Annotated in this window: 16 protein-coding genes; 11 read left to right on the top strand and 5 right to left on the bottom strand. The window is 72.4% G+C overall.

What is annotated here, in order from left to right; translation table 11 throughout:
* Positions 1-152 precede the first annotated feature (152 nt).
* Positions 153-3,356, bottom strand: a complete 3,204-nt coding sequence (locus AB0912_RS06365; RefSeq protein ID WP_366696789.1) for a tetratricopeptide repeat protein — start codon at positions 3,354-3,356, stop codon at positions 153-155.
* Positions 3,357-3,463: 107 nt separating this feature from the next.
* Positions 3,464-4,135, bottom strand: a complete 672-nt coding sequence (locus AB0912_RS06360) for an SDR family oxidoreductase (RefSeq protein ID WP_366696788.1) — start codon at positions 4,133-4,135, stop codon at positions 3,464-3,466.
* Between the two features lie 93 nt (positions 4,136-4,228).
* On the opposite strand from AB0912_RS06360, the gene AB0912_RS06355 reads away from it, so the two are divergent.
* Positions 4,229-5,167, top strand: a complete 939-nt coding sequence (locus AB0912_RS06355; protein ID WP_366696787.1) for an AraC family transcriptional regulator — start codon at positions 4,229-4,231, stop codon at positions 5,165-5,167.
* A 167-nt stretch (positions 5,168-5,334) separates the two neighbouring features.
* On the opposite strand, the gene AB0912_RS06350 is transcribed toward AB0912_RS06355, so the two are convergent.
* The gene (locus AB0912_RS06350; protein ID WP_366696786.1) at positions 5,335-5,997 is read right to left on the bottom strand and encodes a TetR/AcrR family transcriptional regulator; all 663 of its coding nucleotides are present in this window, start codon (positions 5,995-5,997) and stop codon (positions 5,335-5,337) included.
* Between the two features lie 185 nt (positions 5,998-6,182).
* Here AB0912_RS06350 and AB0912_RS06345 point away from each other — a divergent pair, with 185 nt between their 5' ends.
* The 6 genes from AB0912_RS06345 (at position 6,183) to AB0912_RS06320 (ending at position 11,755) form a co-directional block, all read left to right on the top strand.
* A complete protein-coding gene (locus tag AB0912_RS06345) occupies positions 6,183-7,196 on the top strand; it encodes an NADP-dependent oxidoreductase (RefSeq protein ID WP_366696785.1) in 1,014 nt (337 codons plus the stop codon).
* Between the two features lie 248 nt (positions 7,197-7,444).
* The gene (locus tag AB0912_RS06340; protein ID WP_366696784.1) at positions 7,445-7,975 is read left to right on the top strand and encodes a DUF3291 domain-containing protein; all 531 of its coding nucleotides are present in this window, start codon (positions 7,445-7,447) and stop codon (positions 7,973-7,975) included.
* Between the two features lie 100 nt (positions 7,976-8,075).
* Complete coding sequence (locus tag AB0912_RS06335) at positions 8,076-8,360, top strand: hypothetical protein (RefSeq protein WP_366696783.1); 285 nt, start codon at positions 8,076-8,078, stop codon at positions 8,358-8,360.
* On the top strand, positions 8,353-9,573 hold the full coding sequence (locus AB0912_RS06330) for an RNA polymerase sigma factor (RefSeq protein ID WP_366696782.1): 1,221 nt from the start codon (positions 8,353-8,355) through the stop codon (positions 9,571-9,573). The genes AB0912_RS06335 and AB0912_RS06330 overlap by 8 nt, the downstream gene beginning before the upstream one ends.
* Positions 9,574-9,699: 126 nt before the next feature.
* Positions 9,700-10,278, top strand: coding sequence for a TetR family transcriptional regulator (locus tag AB0912_RS06325; RefSeq protein ID WP_366696781.1), 579 nt, complete (start codon positions 9,700-9,702; stop codon positions 10,276-10,278).
* A 79-nt stretch (positions 10,279-10,357) separates the two neighbouring features.
* Entirely contained in the window at positions 10,358-11,755 is a 1,398-nt protein-coding gene (locus AB0912_RS06320) for a hypothetical protein (protein ID WP_366696780.1), read from the top strand.
* A 114-nt stretch (positions 11,756-11,869) separates the two neighbouring features.
* Here the strand turns inward: AB0912_RS06320 and AB0912_RS06315 are convergent, their stop codons facing one another.
* Positions 11,870-12,388, bottom strand: coding sequence for a MarR family winged helix-turn-helix transcriptional regulator (locus tag AB0912_RS06315; RefSeq protein WP_366696779.1), 519 nt, complete (start codon positions 12,386-12,388; stop codon positions 11,870-11,872).
* Between AB0912_RS06315 and AB0912_RS06310 the strand changes: the two genes are divergently transcribed.
* The 4 genes from AB0912_RS06310 to AB0912_RS06295 all read left to right on the top strand — a co-directional run bounded on the left by AB0912_RS06310 (position 12,312) and on the right by AB0912_RS06295 (position 15,364).
* The gene (locus AB0912_RS06310) at positions 12,312-12,515 is read left to right on the top strand and encodes a pentapeptide repeat-containing protein (protein WP_366696778.1); all 204 of its coding nucleotides are present in this window, start codon (positions 12,312-12,314) and stop codon (positions 12,513-12,515) included. The two genes, AB0912_RS06315 and AB0912_RS06310, sit on opposite strands and share 77 nt — an antisense overlap.
* A gap of 158 nt (positions 12,516-12,673) precedes the next feature.
* A complete protein-coding gene (locus AB0912_RS06305; protein ID WP_366696777.1) occupies positions 12,674-13,426 on the top strand; it encodes an SDR family oxidoreductase in 753 nt (250 codons plus the stop codon).
* A 16-nt stretch (positions 13,427-13,442) separates the two neighbouring features.
* Positions 13,443-14,414, top strand: a complete 972-nt coding sequence (locus AB0912_RS06300) for an NAD-dependent epimerase/dehydratase family protein (protein WP_366696776.1) — start codon at positions 13,443-13,445, stop codon at positions 14,412-14,414.
* Positions 14,411-15,364 carry an alpha/beta hydrolase gene (locus AB0912_RS06295; RefSeq protein WP_366696775.1) on the top strand — a complete coding sequence of 318 codons (954 nt, stop codon included), beginning with the start codon at positions 14,411-14,413 and terminating at the stop codon, positions 15,362-15,364. Before AB0912_RS06300 ends, AB0912_RS06295 begins: the two co-directional genes overlap by 4 nt.
* 206 nt (positions 15,365-15,570) lie before the next feature.
* Here the strand turns inward: AB0912_RS06295 and AB0912_RS06290 are convergent, their stop codons facing one another.
* Entirely contained in the window at positions 15,571-15,867 is a 297-nt protein-coding gene (locus tag AB0912_RS06290) for a hypothetical protein (RefSeq protein ID WP_366696774.1), read from the bottom strand.
* Positions 15,868-16,025: the final 158 nt, after the last annotated feature.

Raw genomic sequence — 16,025 nt, 5'->3', positions numbered from 1 at the left:
GTCACTCGCACGAGGACGGCCCCCTCGCCGGGCAAGGCCCGCCGGCCCGGCAATGGCCCGCCCGCCCTCAGCCCCGTGTCTCGGGCGCGTACGGCCGCGTACGGGCGTTGCGCGACTGCTGCTGCCGCCGCCGCTGCTGCCGCCGCACGTTCTCAGTCCCGTGCCGTCGTCACCGTCACGCCCATCACGTCGCGGGCGTGGCGGCCCGGGACCATGCCCAGGCGCCAGGCCTGCCAGCCCGCGTCCAGGTCGACGCCGCGCTCCAGCAGCAGCTGGTAGGCCTCGATGCAGTCGTCCAGCTTGCCGTCCCGGGTCGCGTGGCCGGTGCGCGAGAGCTGCGCCAGTTCCTCCTGGGCGACGGCGGCCCCCACCTCGTATCCGCCGGGCGCCGCGTAGGGCAGCAGGGTGCTGCGCAGGAAGCGCGCCCAGTCCTCGCCGCGGTGGTCGCCGTACGAGGCGAACAGGCCGATCGCCTCGTCGCACAGGCCGAGCGCCTGCTGTGCCCGGCCGTTGCCCGCGTCGACCACGGCCAGCTCCAGACACGTCCACGCCTCGCCGTGCGCCACCCCGATGCGCTGGAAGTCCGCGCGGGCGTCCACGAGGAGCTGGCGGGCGAAGCCGGAGTTGCGCAGCGACCCGGTCTGCGCGGCGCGCTGGTCGCGGGTGACCCGGGCCGAGTGGTGACGGGCGCAGGCGAGCCCGTAGACGTCCCGCATCCGGGAGAACATCGTCCGGGAGCGTTCCAGCTCGCGCACCGCCTGGTTGAGGTTGCCGGTCTCCTCCAGGGCCTGGCCCAGGTAGTAGACGGTCCAGGCCTCGCCGCGGGCGTCCTCGTTCTCCCGGTGGCGCGACGCCGCCTGGCGCAGTCCGTCGACGGCGGACGAGGCGTCGCCCTCCACGAGCCGGGCGCGGGCGAGCTGGGTGAGCGCCCAGGCCTCACCGCGCGCGTCCCGCGTACGCCCGTACAGATCGAGTGCCTCGCGCAGTTCCCGGTCGGCGCGCGGTACGTCGCCCATCCGCAGGCCGAGCTGTCCGAGCTGGAAGTGCGCCCAGGCCTCGCCGTGCACCGAGCCGCTCGCGCGGTGCAGGACCAGGGCCTCGGTGAGCAGGTCGAGGGCGTGGGTGAGCCGGGACCTGTCGCGTTCCACCGCCGCCAGCGCGTGCATGGTCCAGGCGCGGTCGGCGGCCAGTTCGGGTGAGGCCTGGAGATCCATGGCCTCCTGGAGCTTGACCGCCGCCTCGGTCAGGTTGCCCTGGTGGTGCAGGGTGATGCCGAGGGAGCACAGCGCGCGGGCCGCGCCGGCGTCGTGGTGTGCCTCGAAGTACAGGTCGACCACCGAGGCCAGCGTGGTGCGCGCCTTGTCCAGCTCGCCGAGCTGACGGGCCGCGATACCGGTGCGCCACTGCACCGAGCGGACCAGGAGCCCCTGGTCGACGGCCTGGGTCAGCTCGCTGATCTCGCCGAGCCGGTAGAGGTCGCCGCGCAGCAGGCAGTAGTCGCACAGGGCGCCCAGCAGGTTCAGCACGGCCGCCTGGTCCACGCCCTCGGCGTGCCGCAGCGCGGCGGTGATGAAGCTCGACTCGTCGTCCAGCCAGCGCAGCGCCGCGTCCAGCGAGGTGAAGCCGTGCGGTCCGAACTGGTCGGCGCGGGTGGACGTCTTGCCGTCGACCAGGCGGATCACCGAGTCGGCCAGCTCCGCGTAGTTCACGATCAGGCGTTCCTGCGCGGCCGTACGCTCGTCGGCCGGCTCCTCGTCGAGCAGCCGGGCCGCCGCGAAGGAGCGGACGAGGTCGTGCAGGCGGTAGCGGCTGCCGCGCACATGGTCGATCAGGCCCGCCTGGGACAGCGCGGTCAGATGCCGGGTCGCCTCGGGCTCGTCCGTGGCGAGGAGGGAGGCCGCCGCCGCCGCGCCGAGCGAGGCGCGGCCCGCGAGCGCGAGCCGGCGCAGCAGCCTGCGGGCCGCGTCCGACTGGTCGGTGTAGCGCAGCCACAGCACGCGTTCGACGGGTTCCACCGGCCCGTACGCGGCAAGGTCGGTGGCGAGCTGACGCGCCGTACGCGGGCCGAGCGAGGACCCCGCGACCCGCAGCGCCAGCGGCAGACCGCCGCACAACTCCCTTACGTGGTCGGTCGATTCGGCGTCGTACGGTCCCGACGCGTCCTGCGCCGCCGCGGCGAGCAGTTCCTCGGCGCCCGCCGCGTCCAGCGCCTCGACGGGGAGCTGGTGCACCCAGGCCGGCAGGTCGGCGGGCAGGTCGAGCGGTTTGCGCGCGGTGACCAGGACGAGGCTCTCCGAGCGCTCCGGGACGAGGGTGCGCACCTGCTCGGCGTCGCTCGCGTCGTCCAGCACGATCGTCACCGGCAGACCCGTCAGATGCTGGTGGTACAGCTCGCTCAGCCGCCTGACCTGCTGATCCTGCGAGGAACGCTCGCGGAACAGAAGCTGTTCGCGGGGCGCGCCGAGCCGGTTCAGCAGGTGCAGCAGCGCGTCGCGCGTGGTGAGCGGCGGATCGTCCGGGCTGTCGCCGCGCAGGTCCACCACGCACGCGCCGCGGAACTGGTCCTTGAGGGCGTGCGCCGCGCGGATCGCCAGCGTGCTGCGGCCCGAGCCGGGCGCGCCGTGCAGCACGACGACCGTCGGCTTCGTCTCCGTGCTCGCCCGCGCCGCCTGCACCCACTGCGCGACCCGGGAAAGCTCGCTCCGGCGCCCGGCGAACGGGCCCTCGGAGTCCGGCAGTTGGCCGAAGGACTGCGCCAGGACGTTACGCCGCCGGGCCGCCGCGCTCTTGTCGGTGCGCCGCAACTGGGGGGCGCCCTTCTTCGCGCCGGTCGACGCGTTGAGCACCCGCTGCTGGTCGAGGAACGGCCGGATGCCCCGTACCTCCAGCGCCGTCAGCCACTGGAGGCGCAGTTGTTCGGGGCCGCCCGGCTGGCCCAGCGCCCCGGCGCGGCGGCTCGCGGCGGGCACGTGCGTGGCCGTCACCTTCAGTACGGTCGCCGCCGCGCCCGCCACCGCCACCGTCGCCCCGGTGCCGACGGCCGTACCCGCGCCGGTGCCGAACGCCAGGTCCGCGACGATCGCCGCCAGCGCGCCAACAGCCGCCACCAGCAGGGGAGTTCCGGACCCTTCGCGCGCGTAGCGCTGGCCGAAGGTCTGCTGTCCCGCCGCCGCCTCGTCCAGCGCCCGCGTGTACGTCTCGTACTCCTCCGCGGCCGTCTCCGCCATCGCGTCGAGCGCGCCGCGCGCCCGCGACAGCAGCACCCCGCCGTCGAGCCGCCCTCCCGAGCGGCGCACCTCCTCCTCGACGGCCCTGGCCAACAGGCGCTCGGCCTCCGCCCGGTGGCTCTCCCGCATGTCCCGTCCCCCTCCGGCAGCAACTCCTTGGCCTATGAGTGTCCTTCGGGAGAGCCGAGAGCGCGAGAGGGCCGACGATCACCGGCCGCTTTCGGGGCTGCCCCGGCTCAGGTGGCGAGGGCCGCCTTGGCCTCCTTGGTCTCCTGGTCGGCGAGCACCTCGGGGGCGCCCGCTTCCAGACCGTCGAGCGCGGCGCGTACGACGTCGGCCGGGTCGTTCTTCTCGATGTCCCAGGCGGCCATCATGTCGGTGTCGGTGGAACTCATGTACAGGCCGGTGACCTGCGTGCCCTGCCCGGCCAGTTCCAGGCGCACCCCGTTGGTCATGCTCCACGCGGCGGCCTTCGAGGCGGCGTAGGCGTTGACGCCGGGGTAGGCGAGCCATGACATGCGCGAGTTCACGTTGAGGATGCCGCCTCCGCCGTTGCGGGCCAGGACCGGCGCGAACGCGCGGACCATCGCGAGGGGTCCGTAGAAGTTGGTGTCGAACTCCTGCTTGATCGCGGTGAGTTCGCCGGTGACGAGATCGGCTCCCGTGGTGACGCCGGCGTTGTTGACCAGCAGGGTCAGGTCGGTGGCGGTCGCCACGGCGGCGGCCACCGCGTCGGGGTCGGTGATGTCGAGTGCCAGCGGGACCGCGCCGGGCACGTCCACGGCCCGGGGGTCGCGGGCCGCGGCGTACACCTTCGCGGCGCCCCGCTCCAGCAGTTGCTCTACGAAGTGCCGGCCGATGCCGCGGTTGCCGCCGGTGACGAGTGCGATGCTTCCTTCGATGTTCATGCCCTCAACGCTAGAGCGCACTAATGCGAGCCTCAATGACACTTCTGCTCACATCCATATCCGTAGCGCTCAGTTTGGTGGCACACTGAGACCATGGATGCTCTGACGGGACTCATCGACGCGCAGGCGGTACGGGGTGTGCTGGGCGCGCGGATCGCCGCCGGGGACGACTGGGGGTGGTGGTCGGCCGAGGCGACGGGGGCCGCGTTCCACGCGGTGACCTCCGGCTCGGTGTGGATCGCCCCCAAGGGCTCCGAGCCGCTGCACCTCCTGCCCGGCGATGTCCTCCTGCTGCCGGGCGGCCGGGCCCACGCCCTCGCGAGCGACCCCGACGCCCTCGCCCGTACGTCCCCGGAGCGGTCCGACGGCTATACGGTCGCCGGCGACGGCACGGTCCGGATGGGCGCCGGGCCGGCGCACACGTACATCCTCTGCGCTCACTACACGCACGATCCGACGGCCTCCGCGTCGCTGCTGGCGGCGCTGCCCGAGACCGTGCTGCTGCGCGGCCGGGGGGACGGCGGCGCCCTCGCCGAGACCGTGCGCCTGGTCGGGCGTGAGCTGACCTCGCCCCGGCCGGGGAGTCAGATCGTCCTCGCCCGCCTGGTCGACGTGCTGCTGGTGCAGGCGCTGCGCAACTGGCTGGAACAGGACGTCGACAGCTCGGCGTCCCCGCTGAACGCCCTGCGCGATCCCGTCGTCAGCGCGGCGATGGCGATGATCGGCGCGGACCCCGGGCGGGCCTGGACGACGACGGAACTGGCCCGCGGGACCGCCGTCTCGCGCGCCACGCTGGCCCGCCGCTTCCCCGCCGTCCTGGGCGAGACACCGGCCGCCTACCTCACCCGCCGCCGCCTCGACCTCGCCGCCCGCCGCCTCCGGGACACCGACGACACCCTCGAACAGATCGCCCAGGACGTCGGCTACACGTCGGTGTACGCGTTCAGCCGCGCCTTCAGCCGGGCGCGGGGCGTACCGCCGGGGCGCTTCCGTGCGATGTCGCGGGTGGGGGCGGTGGGGGTCGGCGGGTAGCTGCTTGGGGGTTGGGGGTTGGGGGCTGGGGACCCTTGCGTAGGGGCGTCCGGCGCCGGAACGGTTGGCGTCCGGTGCCTGAGTGTCGGCGTCCGGTGCCGGAACGGCCAGCGTCCGGTGCCTGAGTGTCGGCGTCCGGTGCCGGAACGGCCAGCGCCCGGGAACGGCTAGCGATCGGCGCCGGAACCGCCGGCGTCGGCACCCTCGCCGCCCGCGCCACTGTCGGCGCCCGCGCCCCCCTCGCTGACACCACCGTCGCCGAGACCCTTCCCCGTGCCGTTCCCGGTGCCCGTCAGGATCGCGCTCGCGACGACGCCGAAGAGGCGGTCCGCGCGGGGGGCGAGCGAGGGCTGGTCGCCGAGCCAGGCCAGCGCCGCCACCAGGGCGAACAGGTCGGTGCCGTCCATGTCGTCGCGCGCCGCGCCCGCGGCCTGGGCGCGGGTGAGGAGCCGGGCGCCGGCCGCGCGCAGTGTCACGCACGAAGCGTGCAGCGCGGACTCGGGGTCGTTGATGGCGGCTGCCATCAGCTCGGTCACGCCCCGGTAGGTCGTGGTCCAGGTGACACAGTCGCGCAGCCAGGAGGCGAGGGCGTCCTCGGGGGAGCTGGACGTCTCCAGCTCGTCGGCCTTGGCCGTCAGCTCGTCGAAGCTCGTACGGAGGAGGGCGACGAGCAGCGCCTCGCGCGTCGGGAAGTGGCGCAGCAGCGTGGCGAGGCCCATGTCGGCCCGGCGGGCGATGTCGCGCAGCGAGGCCTCCGCGCCCTGCTCGGCGACGACGACGCCTGCGACGGTCAGCAGGTGGTCACGGTTCTTCCTGGCGTCGGCCCGCATCTGTGTGTCCGTTCTGACTGCCCGGAGTGGTGTCGCGAGGGCGTTTCCGGCCGCCCGGAGGAGGGGTGGGAGGGGCGCCCTGTTTGACGTTCCGGATCGGTGGTCCATATATTCGTACCAGTGATCCGGATAAACGGATCGCCGATCCATTCAGCCTACCCGCCCCCCGGGGCCAGGAGGAAACGATGCCGGCGAACACGATGAAGGCCATCCGGCTGCATGAGCACGGCGGTCCCGAGGTGCTGCGCCTGGAGGAGGTGCCGGTGCCCGTGCCGGGTCCCGGCGAGGTCCTCGTCCGGGTGCACGCGGTCGGCCTCAACCCTCCCGACTGGTACGCCCGCGAGGGCATGCCCGACGTGCCTCCCGAGTTCAAGCCCTCCTTCCGGCTCCCGCTGATTCCGGGGACGGACGCCTCGGGCGTGGTGGAGGCCGTCGCCGACGACGTCCACGACTTCGCGGTCGGGGACGAGGTGTTCGGCCTGCTGCGCTTCCCCGCCTCCCTCCAGGGCGGCGCGTACGCCGAGTACGTGACCGCGCCCGTGGCTCACCTGGCCCACAAGCCGGCCGGCGTCGACCACGTACACGCGGCGGCACTGGCGATGTCCGGGCTCACGGCGTGGCAGTTCCTGATCGAGGTCGGCCACGACCACCCCTCGCCGTTCCAGGAGGCCAGGCACCGCCCGATGCCGCTCGGCGCCGGGACGAGGGTGCTCGTCAACGGGGCCGCCGGAGGCGTGGGACACCTGGCCCTCCAACTCGCCAAGTGGAAGGGGGCCGAGGTGATCGCCGTGGCCTCCGGTGCCCACGAGACGTTCCTGCGCGGGCTCGGCGCGGACCGGTTCATCGACTACACGAAGGAGAACCCCGAGGACGTCGTGCGGGACGTCGACCTCGTCCTCGACGCCGTCGGAGGGCCCCGCAGCAGGCGCTTCCTGCGCACCGTCAAGCGCGGAGGCTCCCTCTACCCGGTGTACTTCGGTGAGTTCGACGAGGAGGAGAACGAGAAGCTGGGAGTCACCGTGACCGGCACCCAGGTCCGCTCCAACGGCACCCAACTCACCGACCTGGCAGCCCTCCTGGCCGCCGGCACCCTCCAGGTCGCCATCGACAGCACCTTCCCTCTCGCGGAAGCCGCAGCAGCACACGAGCGGGCGTCCCGGGGCCACATCCAGGGCAAGATCGCGCTCACGGTCGTTTAGCCCGGCCAGCCCGTTCAGCCTGTCCAGCCCGCGTAGTGCTTGGCGTGGCGGGATTGCCAAGTCCTTGGCATGGCAGGCCACTTGCACCGGAAAAGCGCAACTTCGACAGGATCTTTCGTGCGGGCTAGCTTCTCCTGGCGTTTGGCGGTGTTCGCAGTCGCGCAGGGGTTCCCGCAGCCTGAGTTGTCCGCAGGGGGAGGGGTGGCCGGCGTCGGCGGCGTTCCGCTCCTACGGTCCGGGAGAGACGTATGCACCAGCTTGCTCTGTACACGTTCGGCGTTCTGAAGTCGCCCCTCACCGATCCCGGGCGTCTTGTCCGGGAGTTCCACGAGAGCGGTGGGGCCGTCTACGGGGAGGTCGCCCGGCACGCCGGGTATGTCGCTCGTGCCGAGGCGACGGACCGCGGTCTGGGCGCGCGGACGGATTTCGACGCGGACTGGGGTGAGTGGGGGGAGTTCGCCGTTCCGGCCTGGTACGGGAAGGGGCGCACCGTGGAAACCGCGGCCCTGGCCGCGACCCTCTCACTCTGGACCGACCCGCGTTCCGCCTTCGACGCCGTCTACACCGGAGTGCACCGCACGGCCCTGAACAGGCGTTACGACTGGTTCGAGCGGACGGGACACCCCGGTTACGTGTTCTGGTGGGTCCCCGTCGGCACCATACCGACCTGGCAGGACGGCGTCTCCAAGCTGGAACACCTCCACGCCCACGGCCCCGCACCGCACGCCTTCACCTTCCACCACTCGTTCACCCCGGACGGCGAAAGAAAAATCCTGTAGGGGCTGTCATCAGAACCGTCCGCTCGCGTCTCTTCGGTGTGATCGGCCGCGCTCGTTTCCCGAGCCTCGAACGGCCGCGCGGTGAAGAGGAGGTCGGGTCGTGGAGGTCTTCGGCGTTGTGGCGATGGTGGCTGTGCTGCTGCTCCCGAGCTTGAGAAAACTGCTGGACAGCGTGGCGTTCCGGAACCGGGCCCGGGGCAAGGCCGAGATCATCCGCGCCGAGCGGGCGGTCGGGGACACGCGGCAGGAGCGGTCTGCCGTAGACGGGCGGGAGGGCGTACGGGTGCGGGAGGACGAACGGATGTGGGAGGGCGTACGCGAGCGGGGGAACGTACGGAAGCAGGCTGCCGTACGGAAGCGGGAGAAGGGGGAGGCGCGTGGGTGAGGGCGAGGGGGTGAGCGGCGAGTCGCTGGCCGGCGTGTTCGAGAAGTACCGGGACGAAATGACGGGCAAGGCCCGCAAGTTGCTGCAGAACGCCGGGGTGCCGCCGTCCGTGGCCGACGCGGACGACATCGTCAGCACCGCGTTCCTCAGGGCGTGGCGCGACGCCGACGCCGTACGGCAGCCACGCGCCTACCTCTACCAGGTGATCCGCACCGAGGTCGTTCACCTGACGAATCGTCGCGCGGAGCACCGCCGGCTGGACGAGAGGCGGGCGGCCGACCCCCTTTGCTGCCCTCCCCCCGACACCCCCGACTTCAGCGCCCTGGTGGACAACAGAGACGCGGTGCACCGGGCGCTGCTGGGACTGTCGGTGCCGCAGCGTACGGCGGTGTGGGCGACCCACGCCCTGGACTACACCCGGGGTGAAACGGCCGTACTCATGGGCAAGCACCCCGGCACCGTCGCCCGGCACACCGCCCGCGCCATGCTCATACTGCGGGCAGGTCTGGCCGCCGCGGTCGTGGGCGTCCTGACAGCCCTCCTGTGTGCAACCGGCGGCAGACTCCAGCGCGCCACACCCGCCAACGACCCCCGTGCGCGTCCGGTCCTGCCGGTGGACGAGTGGTGGTGGACCGGGAGTTGGGTGGTCATCGTGATCGCCCTGATCGTCGGGGGCTGTGTGCTGTCCGTCCTCCTCTCGCGTCGGCAGCGGGGGTTGCCGCGGCGGCTGGTCGCCGCCTTGTCCGCGGCTGTGCCCGCCCTCGCAGGGGGCCGGCTCAGCGGAAAGTCGAGCCGGAGACGGCGAGTCGGTGCCTCGGGGCCGCAGGCCAGGGACGCGCGTTCGCCCATGGCGGCGTCACTGTGCGTCAACTGCCATCGGCTGATGGACAGTGGAGCGCTGACGCGGGAGCAGCGCAACGTGCTGTGGCGCCGCGTGGAGACCGAGTCACTGCATCCGAAGTCCGGCTCGGTATGTCAGTTCTGCGGTCACCGGGACCCCACGGGTGCGTCGCTGGAAACCGCCCACCTTCTCCCGGCCGGGGACGCCGGGGTGAACGACTGGTTCAACCCGGTGGCATCCACCGAGGACGGATCGGCCCTCGGCCGGCCGGGTGCGGACCCCGTCGGGCCCCACGTACCGGTCGCTGCCGGGCCCCCGAAGGGTGCCTGGCCGCCCGCAGGCTCCGTTCTCATCGACGAGTCCGATTTCTGACCGTGGCAGGTGGGGACGGGGAGAGGGGATGGAGTCGCCGGGGGAGGGCTCCCTCGGGCTCACGGCCCCGGCGTCCCCCGGCCACCCTTTCTTGAACGACCGATCCAGTTAAGCTACGGTGTCACCATGGCGAGAGTCCGGGAGTTCGACACCGAGGTGGCGGTGAGCCGCGCCATGGACCTGTTCTGGGCGCACGGCTACGAGGCGACCTCCGTACGCGACCTCACCCAGCACCTCGGGATCGGACAGGGCTCGCTGTACGCCGCGTTCGGCGGCAAGGACGGCCTCTACCGTGCCGCCCTGGAGCACTACCGCACCACCTTCGCCGCCGCGGCGCTGCACAGCCTCGACCAGGGTGCCGACGCCCGCTCGGCGATCCGCGCCCTGCTGGTCGAGCGCATCCGTATCGCCGTCGAACACGGCGGCCGGGGCTGCCTGTTGGTCAACGCCGCCACCGAGCGCCTCCCCGACGACCAGCCGACCCGGCGCACCGTCCGTGACGTGCTGGACGCCAACCAGGCCGCGCTCGCCGAGCTGTTGCGCGCGGCGGAGGAGTGCGGCGAGATCACCCCGCGCCACGACCCGGCCACCCTCGCCGCGTTCCTCGTGACCTTCCTCAACGGCCTGCTCGTCGCCTCGAAGGTCACCCCGGACGCCCGCGCCCTCGAACCCCTCGTGGAGGTCGCCCTGACCACGCTCGACTGATTTTTTCGTACCCAAAATCTGTATCGAACGATCCAGATAAGTGGCCGGAGGTATCACCGGCCAGCTCCGTGGAGGAACCATGTCCCTCGCACACCCCGACACCGTGCCGGCCCTCGGCGGCAGCCGGTGGAACACCCTTCCCGAGACGGGCGCCCTGACCGCCCGCGCCTTCTTCGACGCCACCCTGCCGCTGCTCCAGGGCATCATCGACGACAACGCCCTGACCGGCGCGGACGGCCCGGTACTTCAGGACCAGATCCGCGCGACGCTCGGCCTGAACACCCGCGAGACCTCCCTGCCGTTGTCCGTCGGCCCCGACAGCGCCACGGCCGCCCGCGAACTGGGCGCCCAGGCCGACACCATCGGCCGGCGGATCGCCTCCTGGGCCACCGACGCCCTGGAACACCTGCTGGCCGAACCCATCGCCTTCCCCGCCGGCCCCCTGGTCGTACGCAGCCACTGCTACGGGCATGTCCTCACGCCCGCCGCGGCCGACCTGCTGCGGGGCAGCCGAGGCGGCCCCGTCACCATGCAGCTCTACAACGAGTGGCTGCACCAGATGGTCCTGCTGCGCGACGCCCTGCTGCCCTTCACCAACTGGCAGGACGTCCCGCTCCAGGTGACTCCCGCCGGACTGCGGCACATCGAGGCCGCCCGCGACCGCTTCCTCACCGAACTGCTGGTCCGTCAGATCCGCCACGCCGGCATCGTCGGCTTCGCCCGCCACGTCGTCACCGGCGCCTCGGGCCCCGACGGCTACGGCTTCGACGCACCCGGCGGCACCGTACTGCCCGCCGTTCTCGACACGCTCCCGCTCTCCGCTCCCCGGTATCTGCTGACCTGGCGCTCCGACCCCGCCATCCGCGAGACCGCCACCTATGTCACCCGGATACGGGACTACTACGCCCAACCGCGCACCCTCGTGGAGGAGTTGGCGACCGACGCGACGACGCAACCGGAAGCTCTCGCCGGCCGTATCGTCGCCGGGCCGGCCGAGGACGGGGTCCGCCACGCGCACATCGAGGTGACCGACGAGGGGATTGATGGGGCGATCGACGGGGTGATTGACGAGGTCGTCGTCGGGGTGGACGACGGTGAGGCCGGTGAGGGAACCGGCGGCCGAGCCACCGCCCCAGGTGTCGCCCGCGTCGCCCGCGTCGACCTCGGGCAAGCCCTGCGCGGCCACCGTTTCGCCGCCCGCGACGAGGGTGATCCCTCGGGCTCCGACTCCGGCCGGACGGCGGGGCTGTGGGCCGCGCTGCGCGCCCCTGGACTGGTGTGGACGCGGGCCGGTGACGTCGTCGTGGACGGCACCGGCCAACCCGCCCTCGTCGTACTGGCGTTGCTCGGACGCCTCTACCCCGAGAACGTCGTCCTGCGGACCGCGAGCAGGGGTTCCGTGGCGGCGGAGTCGCGTGGCGGCGGGCCGAGCCGACTGATCGTCCAGCTGTCCCCGTATGGCGGAGAGATCAACTAGTACCGCGGAGAGGGTGGTTGGGCTGCGCGGCCCGTCGCTTCGGCGGGCCGCGCCCCCCGTCAGCGGCCCATCAGCACCCCACCAGCGGCCCATCAGCTCTCCATCGGCGCTCCGTCAGCACTCCGCTTCGCCGGGGCTGATCACCTCGCGCTGGGCGGTCTGCGCCACCCGGGCGAGCAGTGTGCGCAGGTGTTCCGCGTCCTGTTCGTCCAGGTCGGCGAGGAGCCGGGCCTCCGCGGCGGCGAGGCTGCGGCGGACCTCCGTGAGGCGGGCGCGGCCGGTGTCGGTGAGGACGACCTGCCGGGCGCGCCGGTCGCGCGGGTCCGGCGTACGGGTCACCAGCTTGTGGCTCTCCAGGTCGTCCAGGAGGTAGGTCATCACCGTGCGGTCCAGGCTGACCTCCCTGGCCAGCGCGAGCTGCGAGGGCGGCTCGCCGCCGCCGGCCAGGGCGACCAGGACGAGGTAGCCGCGTGCCCCGCCGGGCAGGTCGGTCACGGAGGCGGTCGCCACGCGGCGGAAGGCCGAGGAGACCAGGCGGATCGCCCAGCCCAGGTCGGTGTCCAGCGCGAGGTCGGCGGACTCGTCGCGCCGCTTCCCGTCCCCGGACGCCGATTTTCCGGGCGCCGATGTCACGGATGACGCCGGCTTCCCGGGCGCCGACTTCACGGGCGCCGACTTCACGGACGGCGACTTCACGGACGGCGCCGGCTTTCCGGGCGCCTGCTTCTCCGGCCTGGATGCGCTCACCTGCGCACCGTAGCACAATGCGCTCACGACCAGATGTTCTTGCCGACAGACTATCTGGCGTGCATAGTGGATGGCGCAGGACGTCAGGGCGTCGCCCGGTCGGAACCCGTCGTGGGAACCGCTGTGGGAACCGTCGAGCGGGCCGAGAGCACCACAGCAGGGGAGACCACCATGAGCACCAGTACCGCTTTGCGGGGCAGCACCGCCCTGGTCACCGGGGCGACGTCAGGCATCGGCAAGGCCATCGCGCGGAACCTGGCCGGACAGGGCGCGGCCGTCGTGCTGCACGGCCGCGACCAGGAGCGCGGCGAAGCCCTCGCCAAGGAGATCGAGGCCGACGGAGCCACTGCCCGCTTCATCGCCGCCGACCTCGCCGACGCCGAGGACACGCTGCGCCTGGCCGCCGAGGCCGGGGCCGTGGACATCCTGGTGAACAGCGCGGGCCTGTACGAGTTCGCGCCGACCCCGGCGACCGACGCCGCGAGCTTCGACCGGCAGAGCGCGGTCAACACCCGCGCCCCGTTCCTCCTGGTCGGCGCGCTGGCCCCCGGCATGGCCGAGCGCGGGCGGGGCTCGATCGTGATCGTCGGCTCCAGCGCGGCCCGTATGCCCGCGCCGGTCGGTGCCGCCTACGCCGCCTCGAAGGCCGGCGCGGAGGTCCTGGCCCGCTACTGGGCCACCGAGTTCGGCCCCTCGGGCGTGCGGGTCAACGCCGTCTCGCCGGGCCCGGTGCACACCGAGGGGACCCGGGCGATGCTCGGCGAGCACATCGCGATGCTGGACAGGACCAACGCGCGGGGCCGCGCCGGCGACCCGGCCGAGATCGCCGAGATCGTCTCGTTCCTGGCCGGCCCGGCCAGCTCGTACGTCAACGGAGCCGTCCTGTTCGCCGATGGCGGCGAACTGAGCGCCCTGCCCTCCTGAGGGAGGGAGGCCGGCCATGACCAGCACCTTCGTCATCGGTGCCACCGGCTTCGTCGGAGGCGCCATCGCCCGGCACCTGGCCGCCGGCGGCCGTACCGTCGCGGGCCTCGCCCGCACCGAACAGGCCGCCGCGACCCTCCGGTCCCAGGGCGTCACACCGGTCGCCGGCGACCTGGACGCGCGCCGGTCCGCCGTCATCGAGGCGGCGTCGGCCGCCGACGAGGTCGTCTACGCGGCCCAGGCCGGCCCGGACCGGGAAACCGCGACCGTCGCGGAACTGACCAACGCCCTGGCCGGTACGGGCAGGACACTGGTCTTCCTGTCGGGAAGCGGCGTGCTTCTGCAACGCACCGGGGGAGCGTGGAGCCCGGACGTCTTCGCCGAGGACGACGTGTTCACGCCCGAGCCGTCGGCCGCGTTCCGCAAGGCCGCCGAGGACACCGTCCTGGCCGTCGCGGGCCCGAAGTCGCGCACGATGGTCGTCCGGCCCGGTCTGATCTGGGGCCCCGGCGACCACGGCCACCTGCCGATGATCTACCAGTCGGTCGCCGCAACCGGAGCCGCCGCGTACGTAGGCGAGGGCCTGAACACTTACAGCCACGTCCATGTCGACGACGTGGCCCGCCTGTTCGCCCTCGCGCTGGACAACGGGCGGACGGGAGCGCTCTACCACGCGGTGGCGGGGGAGATTCCCAACCGCTGGATCGCGGAGAAGGTCGCCGAGGACCTCGGCGTCGGGACCCGCAGCGTCACCCCCGGTCAAGCGGCGGCCGTGTGGGGCGAGTTCGGCGCGCTCGTCATGGCCGCTTCCAGCCGTATACGGGCCCCTCGCACCCGGCGCGAACTGGGCTGGCGTCCCGAACACACCGACCTGCTCACGCTGATCGGCGAAGAACGCCTGCGCAAACTCGCCCGCCCCGACCGGCCCGCCGCACACCACCCCGCAGACCACCCCCGCGCTCACCTCCCCGGAAGGGCACTCCCATGAACAAGGATGCGGACACGGACACGTACGCCGACACGGACACGTACGCCGACACGGACAGGTACGTAGACGCCAACACGAAGACGCACACGAAGGCGGAGGTGGCCGCCTGGCTGCCCGAGGGCTTCTCCACCCGCAAGGTCGCCACCAACGGCACCCGTCTGGCGGTCGCCGTCGGCGGCAGTGGGCCGACGCTCGTGCTGCTGCACGGCTGGCCGCAGACCTCCCGCGCCTGGGCCCGTGTGATGCCCGCGCTCGCCAAGCGGTACACCGTCGTCGTGCCCGACCTGCGCGGCACCGGCGACAGCGACCGGCCGGACGGCGGTTACGCCAAGACCAACCAGGCAGAGGACCTGCGGGGCCTGCTCGCGGCCCTGGACCTGACCGGGCCGGTGGCGGTGGCCGGGCACGACATCGGCTCGATGATCGCCTTCGCCTGGGCGGCGGCCCACCCCGAGGACGTGTCCCGTCTGGTCCTCGTGGACGCCCTCCTGCCCGGCCTGGACCTGGAGGCGGCGATGAACGTCGCCGAAGGCGGCATGTGGCACTTCGGGTTCTTCATGACCCCGCACCTTCCGGAGATGCTCTTCGACGGCCACGAACTGGAGTTCTTCACGGCCACCTTCACCGCCATGGCCAACCCCGGCACCTTCGGCCCCGAGGACCTGGCCGCCTACGCCCGGGCGTACACCGGCCGGGAACGCCTGCGCGGCGGCTTCGAGCACTACCGCACGCTTCTCGACGACGGACGCGAGAACCGGGCGCTGCTGGCCGGCCGGAAGCTGCCCATGCCCGTCCTCGCCGTCAGTGCCGCCCGGAGTGTCACCGCCACCGCCGACGCCCTGGCCCCGTACGCCGACGACGTGACGGCCGCGCTCGCCCCGACCGGCCACTTCGTCGCCGAGGAAGACCCCGCGTGGTTCACGAAGACGCTCACCGATTTCCTCACCTGACGCGAGGACACAGTTCGGCCGAAGGCCTGGGCCGACCACCGCGGGTCCGCCCGCCAAGGTCTGATCGGCCGCGCGGTAGACCTGTTGGACGACATCCCCGAGAGCGCCCCAGATGCCTCTCAAACTCTCCGGACCCGAGTACTCCCCATCCGGCATACCGTGCGTGAGCACTTCAGTTGAAGCCCTCGCCCTGCCTGTACGCGGCCCTAGCCGCAGGCCAAGTACCACGCCCTGCGCACCACTTCGTGGTAGGCCATACCCAGCGGCGTAGCGTCCAAGGCCAAGTCGACAACGTCTTCGGGATGTTCCGCGTCCGTCGCCCTGACCCATTGCCTGCTGTCCACCGCGCCGCCTTGGCTCGTCTGCTCGGCCAGTTCGTAGCGTGCCTGTCGGTAGAGGTCGTCCGCGAGCGAGACCAGTCGGGACAGTTGATCCGGTTCAGAGTAGGACTCCATGACACGGGCGATTCGGATCATCTTGTCGGTTGTCCCCTGAACATCCATGTCGGCTCCCTGGAAGATCAGATCGAATAGGTTGTCACTACAGTTGTACGTGTGGTGTGTCGTCGACGCTGTCCGGCTTTTGTCACACTTCCGCCACAGTGGCAGCCCCGTCCGGCACTCACCCGCCATCCGTACACTGATGGTCGCAATAGGGAATA

This window comes from Streptomyces sp. NPDC007084 (genome assembly GCF_040703595.1).
GTDB lineage: Bacteria > Actinomycetota > Actinomycetes > Streptomycetales > Streptomycetaceae > Streptomyces.
This window is presented reverse-complemented; position numbering and strand designations above follow the sequence as displayed.

Bases quoted from the DNA above. Each gene is read 5' to 3' on its own strand.
- AB0912_RS06365 (WP_366696789.1), bottom strand. From the start codon at position 3,356: ATGCGGGAGAGCCACCGGGCGGAGGCCGAGCGCCTGTTGGCCAGGGCC.
- AB0912_RS06360 (WP_366696788.1), bottom strand. From the start codon at position 4,135: ATGAACATCGAAGGAAGCATCGCACTCGTCACCGGCGGCAACCGCGGC.
- AB0912_RS06355 (WP_366696787.1), top strand. From the start codon at position 4,229: ATGGATGCTCTGACGGGACTCATCGACGCGCAGGCGGTACGGGGTGTG.
- AB0912_RS06350 (WP_366696786.1), bottom strand. From the start codon at position 5,997: ATGCGGGCCGACGCCAGGAAGAACCGTGACCACCTGCTGACCGTCGCA.
- AB0912_RS06345 (WP_366696785.1), top strand. From the start codon at position 6,183: ATGCCGGCGAACACGATGAAGGCCATCCGGCTGCATGAGCACGGCGGT.
- AB0912_RS06340 (WP_366696784.1), top strand. From the start codon at position 7,445: ATGCACCAGCTTGCTCTGTACACGTTCGGCGTTCTGAAGTCGCCCCTC.
- AB0912_RS06325 (WP_366696781.1), top strand. From the start codon at position 9,700: ATGGCGAGAGTCCGGGAGTTCGACACCGAGGTGGCGGTGAGCCGCGCC.
- AB0912_RS06320 (WP_366696780.1), top strand. From the start codon at position 10,358: ATGTCCCTCGCACACCCCGACACCGTGCCGGCCCTCGGCGGCAGCCGG.
- AB0912_RS06305 (WP_366696777.1), top strand. From the start codon at position 12,674: ATGAGCACCAGTACCGCTTTGCGGGGCAGCACCGCCCTGGTCACCGGG.
- AB0912_RS06300 (WP_366696776.1), top strand. From the start codon at position 13,443: ATGACCAGCACCTTCGTCATCGGTGCCACCGGCTTCGTCGGAGGCGCC.
- AB0912_RS06295 (WP_366696775.1), top strand. From the start codon at position 14,411: ATGAACAAGGATGCGGACACGGACACGTACGCCGACACGGACACGTAC.
- AB0912_RS06290 (WP_366696774.1), bottom strand. From the start codon at position 15,867: ATGGATGTTCAGGGGACAACCGACAAGATGATCCGAATCGCCCGTGTC.